Raw genomic sequence first — 21,921 nt, 5'->3', positions numbered from 1 at the left:
TTGACCTAATAAAAACCTTTTTTGAGCGTATTAAATGGAGAAAATATAGCTGTAAAATTATGGTTGAGAATAAAAAAGGTCACAAAGCAAAAAGCTCATTGTGTAAATAAGTATACAATAACTTTTCATAGTGATATAATCTTTTATGGACAGTCTAAAAACTGACAGGAGGTAATATAATGCAGGTATTTATTGAGAAAGATTATTCAGCCATGAGTAAAAAGGCAGCTCAAATTTTTGCTAATGAAATACAACAAAAACCTGATTTAGTTCTTGGGCTTGCTACAGGAAGCACTCCTATAGGGACATACCAGGAGCTTATCCGGATGCATAAGGAAGAAGGATTGGATTTTTCCAAGGCAGTATCCTTTAATCTAGACGAATATTATGGCCTTGCTTCTGATAATCCCCAGAGCTATAATTATTTCATGTTCGAGAATCTTTTCAACCATGTAAATATAAAAAAAGAAAATGTCCACATACCAAACGGCTTGGTATCAGATGTCGAAACTTACTGCAAACAGTACGATGAAGAAATCGAAAAATATGGCGGCATAGACTTACAACTACTGGGAATCGGTGTAAATGGTCATATAGGTTTTAATGAGCCTGCAGAGGAATTGGTTCTAGGAACACACCTAACCGACCTTACAGAAGATACAATTAAAGCAAATTCCCGTTTTTTTGATTCGCCAGAAGAAGTTCCCACAAAAGCTATAACCATGGGTATTGGCTCCATAATGAAAGCCAAAAAAATTCTGCTGTTGGCAAGTGGTAAGAATAAAGCCGAAATCATGGCAAAACTTCTTAATAGCGATGTTGTAACTACAAAAGTTCCCGCGTCATTACTCATGCTTCATCCCGATGTAACAATAATAATGGATGAAGAAGCAGCATCGCTGTGCAAGAGATAAAATAAAAGCTAGATAAAACGCCAAGAGCAATTTTCTCCTGGCGTTTTTTATTTACGAAAGTGAAAAGTATTTTTTACAATCAACCTTTCTATGGTAAAATATATTAAAGTACTAGAATAAAAACAGGAGGAAGCTTAATGAGTCTTTTTATAAAAAGTGCCAATATCATTACACCTTATGAGATATTATATGGTTTTGAACTGGCTGTTGAAGGAACTAAAATAAAGCATATAGCGCCAGCGGGAACATTAGAAGAAGGCGGTTTTGATGAAATAATAGATGCCAAAGGGAACTATCTTTCACCGGGTTTTATAGACATTCATACACATGCAAATTCAGGACATGATACCATGGATGCCACATTTGAAGCACTGGATGCAATGGCCCGATTTCACAGTAAAAACGGTGTAACAGGATTTTTGGCTACAACTATGACAGCATCAACTGCGGATACAAAAAAAGCTATAAAAAATGTATCTGACTATATGGTACAACAAAAACACGGAACCTTAGACATCTCAAACAATCCGCAGGCAGAAGTTTTGGGGTTGTATCTTGAGGGACCGTATTTTTCTTTGGCTAAAAAAGGGGCTCAATCGCCTGAATACCTAAAAAACCCGGATATTGACGAACTTGTGGATTTAATTAAACTATCAGGAAACTCTATAAAAGTAGTGGCATTAGCACCAGAACTTCCGTATGCCATGGAAGCGGTAAGTTTTTTACATAGTCAAGGCATAACGGTATCAGCAGGTCACAGTGATGCCTCTTTTGAGATTGCAAAAAATGCTTTTGATCATGGAGCAACACAGGTTACCCATATTTTTAATGGCATGAAAAGTTTTACGCACAGAGAGCCGGGAATTGCCGGGGCTGCGCTGACTGATGAAAGAGTATACTGTGAGATGATTTGTGACGGCATTCATTTACACCCGGGTGCTATGAGGCTAGTTGTAAATGCAAAGGGCAAAGATAAAGTCATACTTATCTCTGACTCTATGATGGCAGCAGGTCTTCAAGATGGGGAATACACCTTGGGCGGACAAAAAGTTATAGTAAAAGATAGACAAGCCCGGCTTATAGATGGTACTTTAGCCGGTTCAACACTTACGCTAAATCAAGCTGTGTATAACATGGTGAAAATGGTGGGGGTGCCTTTACAGGATGCTGTGCGCATGGCCAGTTTAAATCCGGCCAGAGCTATCGGCATAGATAGATACAAAGGCAGTATAGAAATAGGAAAAGATGCAGACCTTATAATTTTTGATGAAGAGCTCAACATTTTAAATGTTGTAAAAGCATACTAAAGAAAGTGTAGAGGTGATAAGATATGTTGGAAGTTATAGCGACATGTATTGATGATGCACTAAAAATAGAGGCTTGTGGCGGCCAAAGGATAGAGTTGGTGTCAAGTCTTACTGAGGGAGGGCTTACACCAAGCTATGCCCTTATTAAAAATGTAGTTGAAAAAGTTACCATTCCTGTTAATGTAATGATTCGTCCCCATGCCAAATCTTTTGTATACAGCAAAGAAGACATAGAGATTATGAGAGAAGACATAGAAATTGTAAAAGAGCTTAAAGCAAACGGAATCGTTATAGGCATGATAGATGAAAATGGCAATATCGCTGAAGAAAATTTAGAAAAATTGCTGGAAGCAGCAGAAGGTCTTGACGTGACATTTCACAGGGCAATTGAGGAAACTAATGACTTAGTGAAGAGCGTTAAAATTCTAACAAAGTACCCTCAGATCAACCGTATTTTAACCTCTGGCGGAAAGGGCAAAATTATAGACAACCTCGATGTAATCCGCCGGATGGCTGAGGCCGGCGAGGGAAAGCTTGCAATTATGGCAGGCGGAGGCATGACAAAAGAAATTTTAAGGCCTGTTATTGAAAAAACAGGGATATCTGAAGTGCATTTCGGCACTGCAGTTAGAATAAACGACTCTTGCACTTTGGATATTAGCTGCGAAAAGCTGAGAGAAGTAGCAGAGGAGTATACAAGGATTACAAGTCTCAACGCTTAAAATCTGCTGTAATTCCAAATATTAGCTTAAGGTCTTGCGAATGCAAGAAAGTATATGAAAATTTAATCTCAAATTTATCTATAAAATAACAAAACCTCTTGAAATCAAGAGGTTTATATTTATATCAATATTTAAGTTCTTTTATGGTGGAGGCGAGGGGAATCGAACCCCTGTCCGGAGGTACATCAATAAGAGCGTCTACAAGCTTATCCCTCATTTTAAATCTTGCCGGCTTTACTCCTGAGGGAAGGATTAAAGCTCGGCCAGCTCTGTAAGTTTCTCTTTTAGCACCAGAGCAATGCCAAAAGAAAATCCCGACTTTTTGACGCCCTTATCCCCGGCTCTCGGGCAAAGCCAAGGAAGGACGCACCGCTTTAATTAAGCAGCGTAAGCTAAATCGTTATTGGCGTTTAAATTCGCTTCCGGATTTACGAGTCGGAAAGCTCGGCCTGCAGCTCTTACCACTGCCACCCCCGTCGAAACCAAACGCCCCCCTTATTAAGTTGTTTACATACCTATTATATAACAAAAAAAGTAAAATATCAAGAAGATGAACTGCTTGGACATTAAAATACCGGGCTTGGCAATTAGAGACTATAAACGATAAATTATAAAAGGATATCTATTTTATATTCATCGAATTTATCCTGAATCCAAGTGCTGAAGGAAGCCGATAATTTCTCTTCTAATAAAATATTTCTTATATCTTCTTTGCTTTCTTCATACGTTGCTTCTTTTGCCTGTTTCTTATCTTCAACCTTGATAATATGATATCCAAATTCTGTTTTTACCGGTTCACTGATTTTGCCTACCTCTAATGAAAAAGCAGCATTTTCAAACTCCGGTGTCATTTCTCCCCTTGTAAAAAAACCTAATTCGCCGCCTCGCTGATTATTTGCAGTATCTATTGAATAATTTTTTGCAAGCTCGGCAAAGTCTTCACCGTTTAGCAGCTTTTCTTTAACTTCCTTTGCCTTATCTTCACTGTCAACCAGGATATGACTTGCCTTTACCTGCTCTTTCGTATCGAAACTTTCTTTATTTGCATCAAAGTAACTTTTTATTTCATTTTCCTCTATTTTAATATTTGGTTCAAGCAGCTTTTTAACGTTTAAGTTCGTCTTAATATTGTTCTTTATTTCATCTAATGAGTAACCGTATATTTCAAGGAATTGCGTAAATCCTTCCTCGCCGCCATACGGCTCTGCTAACTTATCTATCTCTTTTTGTATATCTTCCTCAGCTATTTTAATATCCTGACTTTTAGCCTCAAGCTCAATTATTTTATTTACAATTAATGAATTTAGAGCTGCCTTGCCATTTTCCTTGACCAAAACTTCATATAGCTCATCCTTTGTAATAACTTCACCATTTACACGTGCAACTACATTATCTTTTGTCTTATTTGACGATGCGCTTGTAGCGCAAGCAGATAAAATTAATGGTATTGCCAATGATAAAAGTATGACCAAAGCTAGAATTTTTTTGTGCTTAATTAAAATTGTCCTCACCCTTTAACTGTAATATTTTTTGACTATCTAATAGTATATCAGTTTTTAAGTAATTGTGTCTACAACTTATTAAAAGCTTTAATGCTGGAGATATGTTTTTTGACCTTTAAAAATGCTTCTAACTACTATATATAATTATGTCATATAGATTGTGAATAATGATGAATAAAAATAAGTGAAAATAAGTGAAATTATATTAGAAGCCTTAACGATGCGTGAAGTTAACAGAAAAGACCATAAAATTCAAGAAACATATATATGTTCTTTTATATATTTTGCAACTTCTTTTCCCAATATGGCATGACTTTCTGGATCTAAATGCATACCATCTATTTTGCTGGTTGAGATAAATTTAGACGAATCTAGTAAATGGCATTGCCCACTCAATACTGCTGCAAATTGTTGAGGAAAATGCTTGCTTTTTTCTACGGTTTTTTCAAACTCAGGAATCAGATAATCCACTTGCCTAGCTTCTTTAGGAATCAGAATTGGAGGCGGGATTATGACAAGGATTTCTGGTGAATCTAAATTAGGGCCTGTTTCACTTTTTTTAATAATATTTACCAGCATTTCTACACTCTGCGCTATTTCAGTAGAGGTTACACTAAACCTGTATTTTAAATCATTGCTTCCTAAAAATAATACTACCAAATCTATGGGCTTATGAGTATGCAAGCATGGCAATAAATAGGCTTTTCCATTTCTATATTCACCTCTAACCGGATCATTCCAAACAGTAGTCCTGCCGTTTAAGCCTTCAGAGATAACATCGTAGTCTTCCCCAAGTTCATTTTGCAATACACCGGTCCAGCGTATATGCTTCGGGTATCTGCCGGTTCCATCAGGTTTATACCCCCAAGTGTTTGAATCGCCATAGCAAAGTATAGTCTTCATTAGTTTACTCACCTCATATAATAAATTTTGCATTTACTTATATCATAACATGTAAATCAAGAGAAATGTATATATACATCTTTGCATGAGATATTTATAAAGGTTTTCAAGGCTTTTTCAATCAGATTCGTTAATGACAAATATAAAAAAGCTGGCTCTTGTAATTACTCCATTCTATAGGCTTTTTGAGAATGCGCACAGCTATGGTGGTATATTATACATAGAATTTAAAAAACCGCCTGCAATTGAAATTTTTGCAGACGGTTTTTTAAATCAGTTATTTTTCACAAGATTCAAAGCCATATCAAGGACCTTGGCCCCATTCATTGTTCCATAAGTTATAGAATCAATAACATCAACCGGGATTCCCTTTTTATCCGCAATTTCCTGGATGTCCTTTAAAAGATATCGCGCTTGGGGTCCTAAAAGTATTACATCGGCATCTTCTAGCACTTCGTGAATTTGAGTAGCCGCAATAGCCTGAATTTCCACATCTAAATTTCTTTCTTCTACAACCTTTTCCATGCGCGTTAATAATAAGCTGGTGGACATACCTGCATAACATACAAGATATATTTTCATAAGCTTCCTCCATATGAGCAATAATTTATTTATCACTTAATGACTGCTCTTCTTCATATTTCTGCTTATCAATCATTGCTATAAAGGGCCACCATATTGCTCCTACAATTAGGATATCTATGATTTGAAGAACAGCTCCACTCCAATGGCCGGTGATTAGAAATCCCTGTATTATCGGCGGTGTAGTCCAAGGGAGAATGACTCCCGTAGGCCTTGCTACGATATTAGCTGCCATAGCAAAGTAGTTCACTATTGTTATAGCTACAGGACCTAGTATTAAAGGTATCATCATAATAGGATTGAGAACTACCGGAAGGCCAAACATGATAGGTTCGTTAATGTTGAACAAACCCGGAGCTAGTGACAATTTTCCAAGTTCTTTATACTGCTTGGACCTAGCTCTTAATATGAGCAAAAACACTACCGCCAGCGTAGCTCCAGCTCCCCCTATCCAAATCATGTCAAAAAATTGTTCTGTAATAATATTTGGAATAGGAAGGCCTTGTTCAATTGCTGCCATATTAGCTTCCTGCAGAGGTACCCAAAATGGCCTTAGGATGCCATTTACGATTGCTCCACCGTTTAAACCTATGCACCACAGCAGTGAGATTGCAAAAACAGTGCCTACTGCTCCCCAAAGATTATTAGCCACTAAAGCAGTCATAGGCGCCCCAACTATTTTATAAATAAATTCATGAATATAGCCGTAAGGTGTTTGGAGAAAAGCAAGGCGAACCAATAGCATAAAAACAATTAATACAAATCCCGGAATAAGGGCTGAAAAAGCTCTGCTGACCGCTGGTGGGACTCCATCAGGCATTCTTATGATAATACCCTTTTTAATAAAGTAATTAAAGATTTCAGTTGATACTATTGCTACCAGCAGTGCAACTAACAATCCCTGAGTTCCATACCAGCCTCCTACCGTTATAACCTTTTCAACGGTATGAACTGTATTATTAATTTCAATCGTTGTAGTAATAGGGGTTACAAGTATAAAAGAGGCAATACCTAAAAGCGATGCAGAGAAAGCATCTATTTTGTAAGATTGAGCCAACTTATATGCCACTGCCGCTACTATATATATTGACATTATATCATAGGTGACTCTTTTAGGCAGTATTATAAATTGATTGAATCCAGGCCCAAATAGCTTTGTCTGCAACTCTTGCCAGCCGGGAGCAGGAAAATCTTGAATAATTATAAATATAGAACCAATGATTAAGAAGGGCATAAATGAAATAAATCCGTCACGTATAGCTGCTAAATGCCGCTGACCGGCTAATTTTACGGCAAAAGGTAATAACTTTTTCTCGAGAAAATCTTGTACTTTATTCATTTCAAAGCTCCTTTCATTTTTTTTATTTTACACAATCGGACTCTTAATTCTTTCCAGATAGTCTTTAAGCCACTGTGGGCTAGCTTCTGAATATAAAGTTTTGGCGCCTTGCGGATTTGCAAGATATACTTTTGGAACATCATCGCGGTCGCTAGCTGCAACAAAGGAAAATTCTACATTTGTTCCAACGCCCCAGCGGCCTTCGCTGTCCATGCATACAACGGATATTTCTCCGGCTTTTCCCCTCCTTTTTATGAGTTTTTGTGTAAATTCATATACCGACCTTTCTGCGGCTTCTTGTGGATGAAGGCCGTGCTCTATTAGCCTTACGGTTTCATAGGATAGGCAGCCTTTCATGATATCTTCGCCAAGGCCGGTAGCTACAGCCCCGCCGATTTGCGAGTCTACATAAAAGCCTGAGCCTGATAGAGGTGAATCACCTATACGCCCTGGCTTTTTCATAAACAAACCGCTGGTAGAGGTGCCTGCCGCCATATTGCCATTTGCGTCAAGACATACCATACCCACTGTGTCATGGCCGTCGTAAGGGCTAAGGCTCTGTTCTCTTATTTCCTTAATTCGTTTCTCCCAGATTTTTTTAGCCCGCTTTGTCAGCATGTTTTTTCTTTCAAAACCATTCTTATGTGCATATTCTTCAGCACCGACGCCAACCAGAAAAATATTAAATCTTTCCTGGCTAAGGCGGCGTGCGATGCTAATAGGGTTTTTAAAATCGCGAATACCGCCAACTGCGCCGATGGATAAAGTGTTCCCATCCATAAAAGCTGCATCAAGTTCTACTTCGCAATTCTCATTTGGCAGTCCGCCATAGCCTACAGACTTATAGAATGGATAATCTTCGACCATCATTATGGCTTTTTCTAAGGCATCACCTGCGCTCGAGTCATTTTTCAGCATTTTAATCGCTTCAGCAACGCCTTCAAGAGCCATACGCCATGTGGCAATTATTCCAAAGCTCAATTAAATTTACCTCCTTCTGATATATTTTTGAGCTTTTTATAAAGTTCTATCATTTCTTTAATAAGAATCTGAGCCAGCATTGCGTTCATTAAGTGGTCTTGTGCGTGGACCATTAATATTGAATATTCGCTTTTAATGCCTTGAGCTTCCTGAGTGATGAGGCCTGTTTGAACTTTATGGGCTTCAGTGATAGACAGACTTGCTTGTTCCATTAAACTATCAGCCCTTTCAAAATCGCCATTTCGTGCAACATCTAAAGCTTGCATCATTTGTGCCAGAGCATCACCTGCAGAAGCAATAATTTTAACAGAAACTTCTTCAATGTTTTGCATGATTGCCACCTTTCCGCCTAATTTTGATATTTGATGCTTCTATATCTATTTTAATGACTAGCTTACAGTATATTCAAATAAATATTTTCCTAACAGAACGGAAAAGGAGTTCTGATTAAATTGAGCCAGAACTCCTTTGACAATAAAGTTTTAACATCAGTCATTACTTTGCTGCATAATAATCAAGTATTATCTGTTTAAACTCATCAAATTTCCTCGCCTTAATTAGGCGGCTTACGGCGTGCGGATCGTCTAATATTTGCATGAGATATTTATAAAGATTTTGGAGGCTTTTTACATCGGATTCGTTAATGGCGAACATAAAAACAAGTTGGACCTTGTAGTCGCCCCATTCTATAGGCTTTTTGAGAATACCTACAGTAATGGTGGTTTGATAAGCGTTCATTATTAGAGCATGGGGTATGGCAACCATGTTACCAAAAGATGTGGAAGACAAGGATTCTCTTTCGACTACGGAATCAAAATACGTTTCCGGAACATAACCCTTCTCATACAGTTTGTCTGCCAAGAACTTCATGACTTCAAAACTATCTTCAATAGCTAAATCGGGAAAGAATAATTCTTCGACTATAGCCTGATCTATTCGGCTTATAATTCCTCTGACATTCATTGCAATTTCAAAAAAATTCAACTGCTTATTGATTTCTTGAACATCTTTGTTATCAAGAAATGGGGAAATGAATATTACCGGTATATTAAAATGGCCCTGTAGATCGGCTGTGCTTATAATGAAATCAAGTTCCATGTTCTTTGCTTTATCATATTCTATAATTGACAAGACGTCCGCTATTTCAAGTTTGTTTCCAAATTCAGCCATGATTTTAGAGCGTAAAATATCCTTCAAATTTTCAGTGCATATAAGAGCAACTTTTTTCTTTGATGCGGTTTTTTGGTTGAAACGTTCAAACGCAGCTCCTAAATGAAGAGCAAAAAATCCGATCTCGTTTTCGTTCATTTGTATATTTGTGAGTTTGTAAAATTCATTGGATAAAAAGACTGCAAGCTCGAAAATAAATGGGTACCTGTGCTTAAGCTCGTCTAAAATGGGATTTCTGAGAATAATGCTGCTTTGGATACGGCTGTCCATTGCCTTTATATGCATGGACAGGCCTACGAGCAAATCTTCATCGCCTAAAAAATTTATTCCAAAGTTATCATAGATGGATTCAATAAGTTTTTGAGTTATTTTTATATACTTTGATTCAATTACATTTTCTAGATAGTGGAAGCTGCTGCATTTGCTTTTTAAGATGCGTTTTCCTAAAATCATATAGCCGATATATAAAATTTCCTGCTCAGGAAGACGGATGCCGAATTTTTCCAATATACCTTGACCGATCTCTGCCGCCAGTTTATATTCATTTGTCTTAAGGAAACTTTCGGGACACGGGGAATCTTCGATAAAGTGGTTGCTCTTTATTCTTTTGATTGTAATGGCTATATGAATAACCAGGTTTAATAGTCCTATTTCGTTTATCACAAAATTATGCTTTTTAATTGATGAAAGAACAATATCCTGTATGACAGACATATTTAGGTCTTCAAAATAAGTATCATACTTCGATATATTTAGGAAATTATTGCCGGCTTCCTTAAAAAGTAGTTGGCTCAACAAATTTCTTTTACTATCTTCACTTCCTTCAAGACTGATGTTGTCTGAGTTCCTTTTAAGATTTAAGTTTTGAGAGCTCTCTGCTATGATTTTCTTTACTTTAATAAGATCGTTTTCAATGGTGCAATCACTTACCATAAGTTCATCAGCCAAGTCAAATATATTAATTTCCGTTTTCTCGAATAGTAGCTTTTTAAGGATAAAATTTACACGTTCATCAGGATAAATCGGCAAATTATTTTGTGATGATTTAAGATGTTCCAATATATCTTCGGCCTTTTCACGGTTGGCAACAATGTATCCCTTTCGCTTGGAAGAGGCAATTAATGTTGGGTCTATATTAAACTCCGAATTGAGCTGTTGTATATCATTTCTTACTGTCCTTGCTGTAATTCCTAGCTTTACAGCAATTTCTCCACCTTTTAACCAGCGGTTTTCTTTATATAGTATTTCCAGTATTAATTTTTGGCGGGGAGTTAAATTGACTTTGCTCAAATTAATCCTCCTAATAATAGAAATTCAGATATATCATACATTGTAAAAGTGATAACAGTCAAGAAAAGAATTTTGAATTTTCGTCCCATGCAGGAAATTGGATTTCTTTAAAGAATATATATATGATTCCACCGTAAAGAGTAATTTTTGATAGGTGGTTTTATTTTGAGTTTATCTTGCTAAAAGGTTATCATGACTAAAAATCTTAAGAATAGAGGGGTAGCTTCATGATAAAGGTTGTAATAGCTGACGATGAGGTGAGGGTATGCAAATTGATTTGCAATCTTATAGATTGGAAAGCATTAGATATGGAGATAGTCGGGGTAGCTCATAATGGCATTGAGGCACTGGAATTGATAGAAAAACTTCAGCCTGATTTGATGATTACAGATATACGCATGCCGGGATGTGATGGGCTGGAAATGATTGAGAAGGGCAAGCAAATCAAAGAAGATGTTGATTTCATAATCATAAGCGGGTACAGTCATTTTGAATATGCTCAAACTGCTATAAAATACGGAGTCAGTGATTATTTGCTAAAACCTATTAATAAAAATGAACTCTTAAATACATTAAATAAAATACGTGAAAAATACAGGCGGAAAACCCAACAATTATCCAGAGAAGAGGAATTGCAACTTCAATTAAAAGATAACATAGGCAAATTGCGGTCTGGATTTTTCGTAGAGATGTTACTAAATAAAAATGCAAATCGGGCGGATATGAAGGTTGATGAAATTAACAAAAATTATCTTTTTAAATTTCAACCTGACTGCTTTCAAATTTTTATTTTTAAAGTGGACTGCAAATACAAGGATTTATGTGAAAATATGAATGTAGTAGGCGAGAAAATTGTACAAACACTGAACAAAAGTCTAGGCAAAGAATGTTTTGATGTAGAAACTTACCTTAAAAACAGCAGGGTTTACGGTATCCTAAACTATGATAAAGCGAAGCAGGATGTGGTACGTAAAAAACTCAAGTCAAGTTTTGATGATATCCTTATGCAACAGCGATTATACCATGAAATAGAATTTACTGTTGGACTTGGAAGAGCTGTGGAAGATATTAAACAATTGGAAGATTCTCTCCTTGAGGCGCAATGGGCTATAAGACAACGCCTAGTAGAAGGAACGGGAAATTTACTGGAGTATGCGGAATTAAAAAACCACCATGAAAGTTGTGACAGTATAATAGCAGAACTTACCGAAAACATAGAGAGTCCTTTGGAAGTTTTAGATTCAGAAGGTGTTATTTGCGAGATTAATTTACTAAAAGAAAAGATGCTAAATAAACCGAATATTTCCGGCCAAGAGATATTTGATTTAGTAACGGCTATTTATAGTAATTGCTTGATGTTATTGAGGAAGTATAAGTTTAATATAAGTGACTCGGAACTGCTTTATGAAACCTTTTTATTACATGCAGACCTTTGCAGCTCTGCAGAGGAACTGTTTGAGCTATTAGTAGAGAACATTTGTAAATCTTTAGGCATTATTGTAAAAGATAAAATGCAAACTGATATTAAACCAATTTATATGGCAAAGCAGTATATTCAGCAAAATTATATGAAACCCATCACACTAAAAGATGTTAGCGATTTTGTCGGGTTTAATGATTCCTATTTTAGTTTTTTATTTAAAAAAGAAAGCGGAAAAAATTTTACAGAATATCTTTCTGAAGTAAGGCTGAATAAAGCAAAGGAACTCTTGAAGGAAACAAACATGAATATTGCCAATATTTGCGAAGTAGTAGGGTACGCTGATTTAAAACATTTTAGAAAGAGTTTTACAAAATATACTGGTCTTAGACCGAATGAATATAGAAAATTATATGCTTAGGAATATGATGGTTATGAAAAATAAAAATGCTCATTACATATCTTTTCGAGTTTACCATATGTTTTTGGTATTACTGACTTTTATAGCTTGCCTGCTATTTGCTCTTACTTTAATATCAGTAGCCAATAATAAATACATTCCGATGCTTATAATAAGCTATGCGGTATTTTTTATTATTGCATGTGCGTCATACAAGCGGATATACCTTCCATATAAAGAAACGTCCAAGGTCTTGAAACTTTTTGCAAAGGGTTACACCATACAAGGCATTTACCAGCTAAGATGGCCACTTAGCCCGGAAATGGATCAGGCTATTAAAAAAATTAAGGCGATTTTTGATACAAGTGATTTGATAAATGCGACAAAAAAGCAGTCACAGTACCTAGCACTGCAAAATCAAATAAATCCTCATTTTTTGTATAATAGCTTAGAAGGTATCCGCGGTGAAGCCGTTGTGGCCGGCTTGGATAATGTAGCTGAAATGGCGGAAGCGTTGGGAGTCTTTTTCCGATATACGATTTCTAACATGGAGAATTTGGTTACATTAGAGGATGAACTGACAAATATTGAAAATTACTATATTATTCAACAATATCGCTTTGGAGAGCGCCTGAATTTAAGCGTCAAATATGATTGTGAGGATAAAAAAGAGGTATTAAAGTTGCGCTTGCCTAAGCTAACATTGCAGCCTATTGTAGAAAATGCAATTTTTCATGGAATTGAAAGGAAAATGGGCAAGGGCAATGTTACCATTAGAATTGAAACCACTCCCAAGCGGCTCATCATAACGGTGTCTGACGATGGATTAGGTATACAGGAAGAACAATTACGAGAACTTAACAAAAAACTTAATACACAGTCTTTTGATTATATGAGGACTGACGGTGAAAGGAGAGCCGGTATCGGCATAATAAATGTAAATAACAGAATCAAGCTTTTATTTGGAGAAAAATACGGGATTGATATTTACAGCACAGTAAATTTAGGTACAGATGTAGAAATTACGTTACCGAGAATTACCGAAAAAGGTGGAGAAAGTCCGGATGAAAGAAGAAGTTTTTCGTATGGAACGGGTAACTAAGATTACTGATGGTGTGACTTTTTTAGATAATTTCAGTATGCATGTTTTTAAAGGGGAAATTATGGGTCTTGTATGTGTCAACGCCCATGGCAAAGAAGCTTTAATTAAACTGCTTTGCCAAAATACGCCTATTCACTATGGACATATATATTTTCAAGAAAAATTAGTCAATAGCTATCAACATAGTGGCATGGATATGAATCCGGTATCCATCATTGAAAAGCAAAGCCGATTAGTAGAGGACTTAACGGTAGCGGATAATGTATTTGTAATGAGAAGAGGCTTTAAAAAATACGTAATTAATCCAAAAGTGCTTAATACTCAGTTTAGCCTATTTGCAAAAGAATTGGATATTCAAATTGATGGAGAAGAATTAGTATCGCATTTATCTTTTTTTGAAAAATGTGTAGTAGAAATCATAAAAGCAGTTGTATCAAATGTCAAATTGATTGTTCTAAGAGATATCAGCAACTTCATAAGTGCGGTTGATCTGAAAAAGATTCATGATATTTTACGCTATTACTCAAAGCAGGGCATCTCATTTTTATATATCTGCAATCATCATGAAGAAGCCTTCAAAATCTGTGACAGGGTTTCTTTAATGGAAAACGGCAGGCTGTTAAAAGTACTCAATAAAAGTGAATTTAGAGATGAAATGATAGAGCCATATACCCTTGATTTTACCCATGTAGGTTCGGCAATTGCTTCTAGGGGTAGCAGTAAGGGCATGTTAAAATTTCAAAATGTTTGTACAGAATATATCAGCGATATGAGCTTTACAATTGAAAAAGGCGAGTGTGTTGCTTTTTTAGATATAAATAATACTACTTTAACAGATATTATTAAATTAATTAACGGAGAAATTGAGCCCATCTCTGGAACTATTTTTCTTGATGGTGATAATTATATTGAGAAGATTGCAAAATTAACTAAAAAGGTTTGTTTCATCCAAGAAAACCCAATTCAGACAATGTTATTTTATGAAAGAAGCTATTTAGATAATCTATGCTTCCTGCTGGATAGGAAGCTGTCCGATCATTTTTGGCGCAGCAAAAGTGTTAAAAATAGCATCATCCAAGAATATGAGCCATTGTTAGGGGAAGATATTTATGCTGATGACATAAGAAATTTGACTCCAAAGTCCTTATATAATTTAGTCTATTACAGAGTTCATCTTTACAATCCAAAAGTTGTTTTTTGTATGCAACCCTTCTCGGGTGCAGATATGTATCTTAGACATCATGTAATTCAGTTAATTGATCAACTTAGAAAAAAGGGAATAACAGTGGTTATTTTAGCTGTTAGCATATCGGATTGTCTTACTGTAGCTGATCGGCTTATTGTGGTCGAGCAAGGAAAACTTCGAGATAAATATGACAGCGAAAAATTTCCGCTGTTTCGAGCAAGCCAATAATTAATCTTAGTTTATAACTAGCCATTGTCAGCAACCCGGATTTAGTATTACCGGGGAGCTTACAGTGGCTTTTTAATATGTAGAAGGATTTAACTTTCCAGAAAAATACATATTATTAGATTGTCATAAAATTAAATGAAGTTCCAAAGAATACCCCCCTAATTCCAAAGACTACCTCTTTGTTATGTCAAATCACAGATGATATAGTGGTAAATAGGTGAGCGAATACTAAATCTAAGAACAGGTGAGGTTCATGCAAGAGTATATAGTCGAAATGGAGCATATTTACAAAACTTTTCCGGGAGTAAATGCTTTAGATGATGTATCACTTAATTTAAAGGCTGGGGAAGTTCTTGCTTTACTTGGAGAAAATGGCGCAGGTAAATCAACTTTGGTAAAAATCCTAAGTGGTGTCTACACACCTGATAGCGGCGATGTCAGGATTTTAGGCCAAAAAGTAGATAATTTAACCCCTAAAAAGGCGCAAGAGATGGGTGTCGCGATTATACATCAAGAATTGAATATGTGTCCACATCTTACAGTAGCAGAAAATATCTTTTTAGGACGTGAGATGAGTCAGAAAGGCATTTTGTCAAGTCGTGAAATGAATAGACGGGCAAAAGCTATTCTTGAAAAGCTTAACATTGATATTTCTCCAGACACAATTGTCGGCGATTTAGCAGTTTCTAAACAGCAGATGGTGGAGATTGCAAAAGCTCTTTCAATAAATTCTAAAATACTGATAATGGATGAACCTACATCCGCCTTAACCTCTAAAGAAATTGATGACTTGTTTAAAATAATACGAAAGCTAAAAAGCGAAGGCTGTGGTATCATATATATTTCCCATCGCTTAGAGGAATTACAGCACATTGCCGATCGGGTCATGATTATGCGAGATGGAAAGCACATTATAACTAAAAACTTCTCTGATATTACAATGCCGGAAATTATAACTTATATGGTAGGCCGAGAAATTAAGCAGAAATTCCCAAGGGTGGTTACAGATCGAGGAGAAAAAATATTTGAGGTAAAGAACTTAAATGCAGGCAGAATGGTACGAAATGTCAGCTTTGAACTGTATGAAGGCGAAATTCTGGGAATTGCAGGCTTGATGGGTGCAGGGCGCACGGAAACCACTCGTGCTATTTTTGGAGCTGAGCCCAAAGAATCAGGTGAAATCATCTTACATGGCAAGACCATAACGATTGATAGGCCGATGGATGCAATTAAAGCAGGGATAGTGCTAGTCCCGGAGGATAGAAAAAAAGACGGTTTATGCACTGAGTTAAGTGTTCGCGAAAATATTGCATTACCTAATTTAGATATACTTTGTAATAAGCAGGGTGTGGTGGACTTTCAAAAAGAAAAATCAATAGTAGACAAAGCTATAAATGATTTAAGCATTAAACTGCCAAGTCCCGAAGTAAATGCAGGCAGCCTTTCGGGAGGAAATCAACAGAAGGTTGTTGTAAGCAAATGGCTTGCCAGAAACTCTCATGTAGTGATATTTGATGAACCTACAAGAGGAATTGACGTAGCAGCAAAGGTAGAAATTTATAATATTATGAATGACTTAAAGCAGCAGGGAATAGGTGTTATATTTGTTTCTTCGGAAATGCCGGAGATAATGGGTATTAGTGATAGAATACTTGTTATGTGTGATGGGAGAATCACCGGCGAGCTTAACATTGAAGATGCCACACAAAATCTTATCCTTGAATATGCAACAAAATTCGAGACTAAAATAAACAATGCTGCTACTGCCTAAAAACAACATAAATAGATCTATAGGAGAGATATAAATGAAAAAAAGAAAAGATCAGAGTATATTTAAAAAAATAATGGCAACTAGGGGCATGGGTCAGGTCGTATCGGTAACATTCGGTCTTATTATAATTTGCATTGTATTTGGCATATTAAATCCAATATTTTTTTCAAGCAGGAATATTAGTAATCTGCTTCGTCAAATTGCTCCTATTCTGATAATCGGCATAGGTCAATCATTTGTCTTAATTACAGGCAATATCGACCTTTCTATAGGTTCTGTTATCGGTATGAGTTGTATGATTTCAGCAACAATGATGACAAAAGGAGTTAATCCATGGGTTGCTGTTGTGATTACATTTTTTTGCTGCCTAGTGGTTGGCGTAACAAACGGACAGTTGGTTGCAAGCTGCAAACTGCCGCCATTTATTGCAACACTTGGCACTATGACTATTGCAAGGGGCATAGCTCAAATTGTAAATAATAACTACAATACTGATTCGATTGGGGCTGCAGCAAATGGTTTCAGGAACTTTTTTTACTATGGTAAAATCTTAGGAATATATAATACCATATGGATTGCAGTTGTCTTGTGGCTAGTGTTTAACTTTATTCTTAGCAAAACCAGAACAGGTCGCTATATTTATGCGATTGGCAGCAACATAGAAGCATCAAGGCTTTCAGGTGTTAATATAATTGCTACTACTACAACAGCTTATGTTGTCAGTTCGATTTGTGCTTGTACAGTCGGCCTTATTACTTGCGCTATAAGCGGCATGGGTACTATGGATGCTGGTACCGGTTATGAGATGTTTGCGGTTGCTGCTTCTGTTATTGGCGGTGTAAGTACTCTGGGAGGGCAAGGAATTTTGCTGGGAACCGTGGTAGGAGCTTCTATCTGGGGAGTATTGCAGAATGGCTTACAATTTGCCGGCGCGCCGGTTGCCATACGTAATATTGTGATTGGAATCATTGTTGTGGTTTCTGTTTTATTGGACGTTATTGTTAGAGGTGGAAGTATAAGAAAGAAAAGGGAAAAGGTGATTTCAGATTCTGGTGAAATTAAAGCATGATGCTTTAATTTATAAAAACTAAAAACAAGGAGGAATAGAAAGTGAGACTTCTAAAATCTAAGTTGTTTGCGTTGTTGCTGTGTTTGGTTTTGATTGCTAGCTTTGCAGCCGGTTGTGGCAATAAAGAAGCAAATAAAGGAGCACAAGAGTCTACACCTACACAAACAAATGGAGGTAAATCCGATTCCCAAAATTATAAAGTATATTTAATTACAATGGATCAAATGGATCAGCACTGGGTAAATGTAGATAAAGGCTGTAGACAGGCAGTATCTGAGCTGGGTAATATTGACTATAAGTGGTTAGCCCCTGATGTTAAAGATGATGCGAAACAGATTGAATGTATTAATAATGCTGTAGCTGGTGGAGCGGATGCGATACTGCTTGCTGCTAACGGTCCTGTAGCAGTTCAGTCTGCACTCGAAGAAGCCCAAGCAGCTGGTGTTAAAATTGTCTATGTCGATTCTCCGGCGGATTTTCCCGCTATTCAAACCTTAGCGACTGATAACAAAGCTGCTGGAAAGACAGCCGGTGAGGAAATGCTTAAAGCGCTTGAAGCTGCGGGCATTAAGGAAGGTAAAATTGGCGTTATTAGCGTAAATGCCGCCACAGCATCTACAGTGGCACGTGAAGAAGGTTTTAGGGAAGCATTAAAAGGCAGCAGTTTTGAGGTTCTTGAAACACAGTATTGTGATGGTGATGCGGCCAAATCCAAGGATGCCGCTGCTAATTTCATAACCCAAGGCTGTGTGGGTCTATTTGGAGCTAATGAAGGTTCAACGGTTGGAATTGGCAATGCTATCAAAGAAGCCGGCAAGAATGTTATAGGAGTTGGGTTTGACAAGTCAGATGCAATTCTCAATCTCATTAAAGAAGGCTATTTACTCTGCACAATGGCACAAAACCCGGAAGTGATGGGTTATGAAGGTGTAAAAACTGCTGCGAAGGCCTTAAATGGTGAAGAAACTGGCCATGAGTTTATTGATACAGGTGTGTCGGTTATAACAAAAGACGATGTTAAGTAGTTTATAATAATTTGGCTTACAGACATAGAATACCGCAAAACTGTCCCAAGGTAGTTTTGCGGTATTCTATTTGCAAAAAAATATCACGGGTATAACCCGTGAATTATTGTTAAGACTGTACGAATCACATTAGCACATACTTGCGCTTGCCTAAATAAACCTTATATATTTAGGTATGCCGTTTACATAAGGAACTTTTACCTCGCCTTGAATAAGTGGCAGCATGTAATCGATAGCATCCTGTGTAACCCACCTGTTTTTACTATCTATCCACTGGCTAGGCAATAGTTTGGTGCGATTGGCAACTTCGGATAGAGGAACTGTTCCAGCTTCAAAGCCGTTATCAGTGTTCTTGATAGATATCATTATATCGCTTACGCCATCCATGATTTTTTTTGCAGCAGCCTCTCCAACCATAACAGCAGCCTCATTATCTGCAAGTGAAGCCGCATGAGCCGCACAGCGCTGGATAATTGACAGCTCAACAACCTTAACCCGTTTTGTTATATTTTCAGTTACAAGATGTCTCATGTAATGTCCTACGCCGCCCATTTGTACATTTCCAAAGGCATCGGCTTTCTGCTCGTTTAAATAAATATAATTACCATCCTTGTTCTTGAGGCCTTCAGAAGCTACTATAAATACTTTGCCGTTATTTCTTTTAAAAGTTGTCTTGACATCATTTAAAAATTCATTTTCATCAAAGGGTATTTCAGGGAAATATATTAAATGAGGTGAACTGACAACATTATCACGAGCCAATGCACCGGCGGCAGCCAAAAAGCCGCTATTCCGTCCCATAACTTCCACAATAGTGACGATGTCCTTTGCATAAACATCAGCATCCAACGACATTTCACGCACGCTTGTAGCTATATACTTTGCAGCGCTTCCATAGCCGGGGCAAAAATGTGTATTCACAAGATCATTATCAATAGTTTTAGGCACACCTATGACTTTAATGTCCCTACCTATCTTTTTAATATACTCCGATAATCTATGGGCAGTGTCCATAGAGTCATTACCGCCGATATAGACAAAATAACCTATCTGATACTTGTCAAAGGTTTCAATTATTTTTTCAAAATCCTCATCTTTGAGTTTATGTCTGCAGGAGCCGAAAGCTGCCGATGGTGAATATCTTAAAAGATTTAAATCTGATTCGCTGATATTGGTCATATCGATCAAATTATCTTGTAATATACCCTCGATACCGAATTTTGCTGCATATAATTTAATTTCGTATTTTCTGGCTTCTTTTATAATACCATAGCAACTAGCATTGATAACTGATGTAGGACCTCCTGATTGGGCGAGAACAAGGTTTTTTTTCAAAAGATTCACTCTCCCTACATAATAATTTTAAATAACATGCATATTATGTTTTTTAAAATAATCTTGATAATAACCTATCTTGCTTTAGAAATACTAAATTTTCTTTCATCATTATAGCATTAGATTAATAGCTAAACAAGTCGAACATTTCCCTTCCCTCTTCTTAGCTATAGTATTTCATGCTTGATATATTTTCTAAATCATGCTATATTAAATTCAGCAAAATAAATATTTATATTTTATGTCCACTAGGGGAGCGCGGATAGCTGAGATAGTGAGTAAACTCACTGACCCTTGAACCTGCTCTAGGTAATGCTAGCGTAGGGAAGTGGTTTTAGTATGTAAATAAAGCCGCTAACCTTGTTGTTGGCGGCTTCTTTGCCATCTACTCTCCGGACATATTGCATTTTCACAGGGGGAGGAGGTGAGCTAAGTTGAATACTGCAGTTAATTTTTTCGAAGACTTTGCGGAAATAACTCCAATAACATGGCTTGTTTTGTTTTGCATTTTTGCGTTTGTGGTGGTGCTTAGCACCCTAGGGAAACACACAAAGTTTAATACAAAAGCTATTGTATATGGTGGTCTTTGCGTTGCAGTTGCCTTTATACTGTCCTACATTCGGTTATATCGCTGGCCGCAGGGGGGTTCTATAACTTTGGCAAGTGCACTGCCAATATTTATCTATGCCTATATTTTCGGACCGGCTGCAGGTTTGATGGCTGGAACAGCATATGGTCTTTTGCAACTTGTTCAAGACCCATATATATTACACCCGTTTCAGGTCTTCCTGGATTATATTTTAGCCTTTGCAGCATGGGGACTAGCTGGATTTTTCCGTAATAATATCAGTTTAGGTATTATCGCAGGAGGTCTTGGCCAGATATTTTCAAGTTTTCTTTCAGGAGTCATATTTTTTGCGTCTTTTGCTCCTGAAGGGATGAGTCCAATTGTCTATTCAATAGCAGTAAACGGCACGGTATTAGGAACAGATATTTTAATATGTCTTTTGATTTCAATGATTCCTAAGGTCCGAAAAGTTATTGAACAGCTAAAGAATCAAGTAAAATAAAAAATTTTTTAGCATTCATACCAATTATTGATACAAAAAAACCGGGAAAAATGATATGATACTTCCCGGTTTTTTTGTATACTATTGTATGCTATTCAATATCTATAATTTTTCCGCTCGGCTTTGAGATTTCTAATTTTGGTAAAATAACCCTTAATACGCCATTGTTAAAGTTTGCTTTAATTGCATCACTTTTAACATTGTCCGGGATAGGAATGGACCTGGAGAAATTGCCTTGACGGCGTTCGCGCCGAATAAAATTCTTATCTTTTTCTTCGGTGGCTTCCTCATAATTTGCGTTGATTGTAAGGATGTCCCCTTCATAACTAATTTTAATATTATCCTTATCACAGCCGGGAAGATCTGCTTCTATTACATATTCCTTTTCGGTTTCCCTTAAATCCACTTTAAAAGGCTTAAAATCAAACTCGTCAAAAAAATTTGTTAAATCATCAGTGTTAAAAGCCCAGTCAAAAAACTCAGGAAGTAAAGTCTTACGCCGCCTCCAAGGCATCAAACCTCTACTCTGCATAATATTTTCCTCCTTTATCAAATGTCAATATTTACTAATATTATACCATAAAGGTCAGGATAGGTCAATAAAT

19 protein-coding genes, 1 other RNA gene and 1 riboswitch are annotated in these 21,921 nt (G+C 36.7%); of the genes, 10 read left to right on the top strand and 10 right to left on the bottom strand.

Translation table 11 applies throughout. From position 1 onward, the window contains the following. Window positions 1-179: 179 nt before the first annotated feature. From nagB to BUC45_RS01135, 3 genes are all read left to right on the top strand, one after another. Window positions 180-914, top strand: coding sequence for a glucosamine-6-phosphate deaminase (gene nagB / locus BUC45_RS01145; protein ID WP_013777588.1), 735 nt, complete (start codon window positions 180-182; stop codon window positions 912-914). Between the two features lie 137 nt (window positions 915-1,051). Then, the gene (nagA, locus tag BUC45_RS01140) at window positions 1,052-2,221 is read left to right on the top strand and encodes an N-acetylglucosamine-6-phosphate deacetylase (RefSeq protein ID WP_013777589.1); all 1,170 of its coding nucleotides are present in this window, start codon (window positions 1,052-1,054) and stop codon (window positions 2,219-2,221) included. Between the two features lie 23 nt (window positions 2,222-2,244). After that, window positions 2,245-2,943 carry a copper homeostasis protein CutC gene (locus BUC45_RS01135; protein WP_296969600.1) on the top strand — a complete coding sequence of 233 codons (699 nt, stop codon included), beginning with the start codon at window positions 2,245-2,247 and terminating at the stop codon, window positions 2,941-2,943. Between the two features lie 144 nt (window positions 2,944-3,087). On the opposite strand, the gene ssrA is transcribed toward BUC45_RS01135, so the two are convergent. The 8 genes from ssrA to BUC45_RS01095 form a co-directional block, all read right to left on the bottom strand. Continuing rightward, window positions 3,088-3,437: a transfer-messenger RNA gene (gene ssrA / locus BUC45_RS01130) on the bottom strand. Between the two features lie 114 nt (window positions 3,438-3,551). Continuing rightward, window positions 3,552-4,415 (bottom strand): peptidylprolyl isomerase, encoded by an 864-nt coding sequence (locus BUC45_RS01125; RefSeq protein ID WP_366749437.1) that lies wholly within the window; start codon window positions 4,413-4,415, stop codon window positions 3,552-3,554. Window positions 4,416-4,697: 282 nt separating this feature from the next. Then, window positions 4,698-5,348 carry an SGNH/GDSL hydrolase family protein gene (locus BUC45_RS01120; protein ID WP_013777592.1) on the bottom strand — a complete coding sequence of 217 codons (651 nt, stop codon included), beginning with the start codon at window positions 5,346-5,348 and terminating at the stop codon, window positions 4,698-4,700. Window positions 5,349-5,621: 273 nt separating this feature from the next. Then, window positions 5,622-5,930 (bottom strand): PTS sugar transporter subunit IIB, encoded by a 309-nt coding sequence (locus BUC45_RS01115; RefSeq protein ID WP_296969594.1) that lies wholly within the window; start codon window positions 5,928-5,930, stop codon window positions 5,622-5,624. A gap of 25 nt (window positions 5,931-5,955) precedes the next feature. After that, window positions 5,956-7,269, bottom strand: coding sequence for a PTS sugar transporter subunit IIC (locus tag BUC45_RS01110; RefSeq protein ID WP_296969592.1), 1,314 nt, complete (start codon window positions 7,267-7,269; stop codon window positions 5,956-5,958). Window positions 7,270-7,296: 27 nt separating this feature from the next. Continuing rightward, complete coding sequence (locus BUC45_RS01105; protein ID WP_296969589.1) at window positions 7,297-8,250, bottom strand: N(4)-(beta-N-acetylglucosaminyl)-L-asparaginase; 954 nt, start codon at window positions 8,248-8,250, stop codon at window positions 7,297-7,299. Further along, window positions 8,247-8,582 carry a PTS lactose/cellobiose transporter subunit IIA gene (locus BUC45_RS01100; protein ID WP_296969586.1) on the bottom strand — a complete coding sequence of 112 codons (336 nt, stop codon included), beginning with the start codon at window positions 8,580-8,582 and terminating at the stop codon, window positions 8,247-8,249. The genes BUC45_RS01105 and BUC45_RS01100 overlap by 4 nt, the downstream gene beginning before the upstream one ends. Before the next feature lie 163 nt (window positions 8,583-8,745). Beyond that, entirely contained in the window at window positions 8,746-10,710 is a 1,965-nt protein-coding gene (locus tag BUC45_RS01095; RefSeq protein WP_296969582.1) for a BglG family transcription antiterminator, read from the bottom strand. A gap of 227 nt (window positions 10,711-10,937) precedes the next feature. Here BUC45_RS01095 and BUC45_RS01090 point away from each other — a divergent pair, with 227 nt between their 5' ends. From BUC45_RS01090 to BUC45_RS01065, 6 genes are all read left to right on the top strand, one after another. Beyond that, a complete protein-coding gene (locus BUC45_RS01090; protein WP_296969579.1) occupies window positions 10,938-12,551 on the top strand; it encodes a response regulator in 1,614 nt (537 codons plus the stop codon). Between the two features lie 7 nt (window positions 12,552-12,558). After that, window positions 12,559-13,632, top strand: a complete 1,074-nt coding sequence (locus tag BUC45_RS01085; RefSeq protein WP_366749440.1) for a histidine kinase — start codon at window positions 12,559-12,561, stop codon at window positions 13,630-13,632. Next, on the top strand, window positions 13,595-15,046 hold the full coding sequence (locus tag BUC45_RS01080) for an ATP-binding cassette domain-containing protein (protein WP_296969574.1): 1,452 nt from the start codon (window positions 13,595-13,597) through the stop codon (window positions 15,044-15,046). Before BUC45_RS01085 ends, BUC45_RS01080 begins: the two co-directional genes overlap by 38 nt. Window positions 15,047-15,299: 253 nt before the next feature. After that, window positions 15,300-16,817 carry a sugar ABC transporter ATP-binding protein gene (locus BUC45_RS01075; protein WP_296969571.1) on the top strand — a complete coding sequence of 506 codons (1,518 nt, stop codon included), beginning with the start codon at window positions 15,300-15,302 and terminating at the stop codon, window positions 16,815-16,817. A gap of 34 nt (window positions 16,818-16,851) precedes the next feature. Further along, complete coding sequence (locus tag BUC45_RS01070) at window positions 16,852-17,886, top strand: ABC transporter permease (RefSeq protein ID WP_013777597.1); 1,035 nt, start codon at window positions 16,852-16,854, stop codon at window positions 17,884-17,886. Window positions 17,887-17,927: 41 nt separating this feature from the next. Continuing rightward, the gene (locus BUC45_RS01065; RefSeq protein WP_296969568.1) at window positions 17,928-18,911 is read left to right on the top strand and encodes an ABC transporter substrate-binding protein; all 984 of its coding nucleotides are present in this window, start codon (window positions 17,928-17,930) and stop codon (window positions 18,909-18,911) included. A 150-nt stretch (window positions 18,912-19,061) separates the two neighbouring features. On the opposite strand, the gene BUC45_RS01060 is transcribed toward BUC45_RS01065, so the two are convergent. Continuing rightward, window positions 19,062-20,246, bottom strand: a complete 1,185-nt coding sequence (locus BUC45_RS01060) for a 6-phosphofructokinase (RefSeq protein WP_366749431.1) — start codon at window positions 20,244-20,246, stop codon at window positions 19,062-19,064. A gap of 240 nt (window positions 20,247-20,486) precedes the next feature. Next, a riboswitch (TPP riboswitch) is annotated at window positions 20,487-20,590 on the top strand. 90 nt (window positions 20,591-20,680) lie between these two features. Here BUC45_RS01060 and thiT point away from each other — a divergent pair. Then, window positions 20,681-21,316, top strand: coding sequence for an energy-coupled thiamine transporter ThiT (gene thiT / locus BUC45_RS01055; protein ID WP_013777600.1), 636 nt, complete (start codon window positions 20,681-20,683; stop codon window positions 21,314-21,316). 91 nt (window positions 21,317-21,407) lie between these two features. Here the strand turns inward: thiT and BUC45_RS01050 are convergent, their stop codons facing one another. Beyond that, window positions 21,408-21,848, bottom strand: a complete 441-nt coding sequence (locus BUC45_RS01050) for an Hsp20/alpha crystallin family protein (protein ID WP_296969562.1) — start codon at window positions 21,846-21,848, stop codon at window positions 21,408-21,410. Window positions 21,849-21,921: the final 73 nt, after the last annotated feature.

It is taken from the genome of Tepidanaerobacter sp. EBM-38 (assembly GCA_001896545.1).
GTDB lineage: Bacteria > Bacillota > Thermosediminibacteria > Thermosediminibacterales > Tepidanaerobacteraceae > Tepidanaerobacter.
This window is presented reverse-complemented; position numbering and strand designations above follow the sequence as displayed.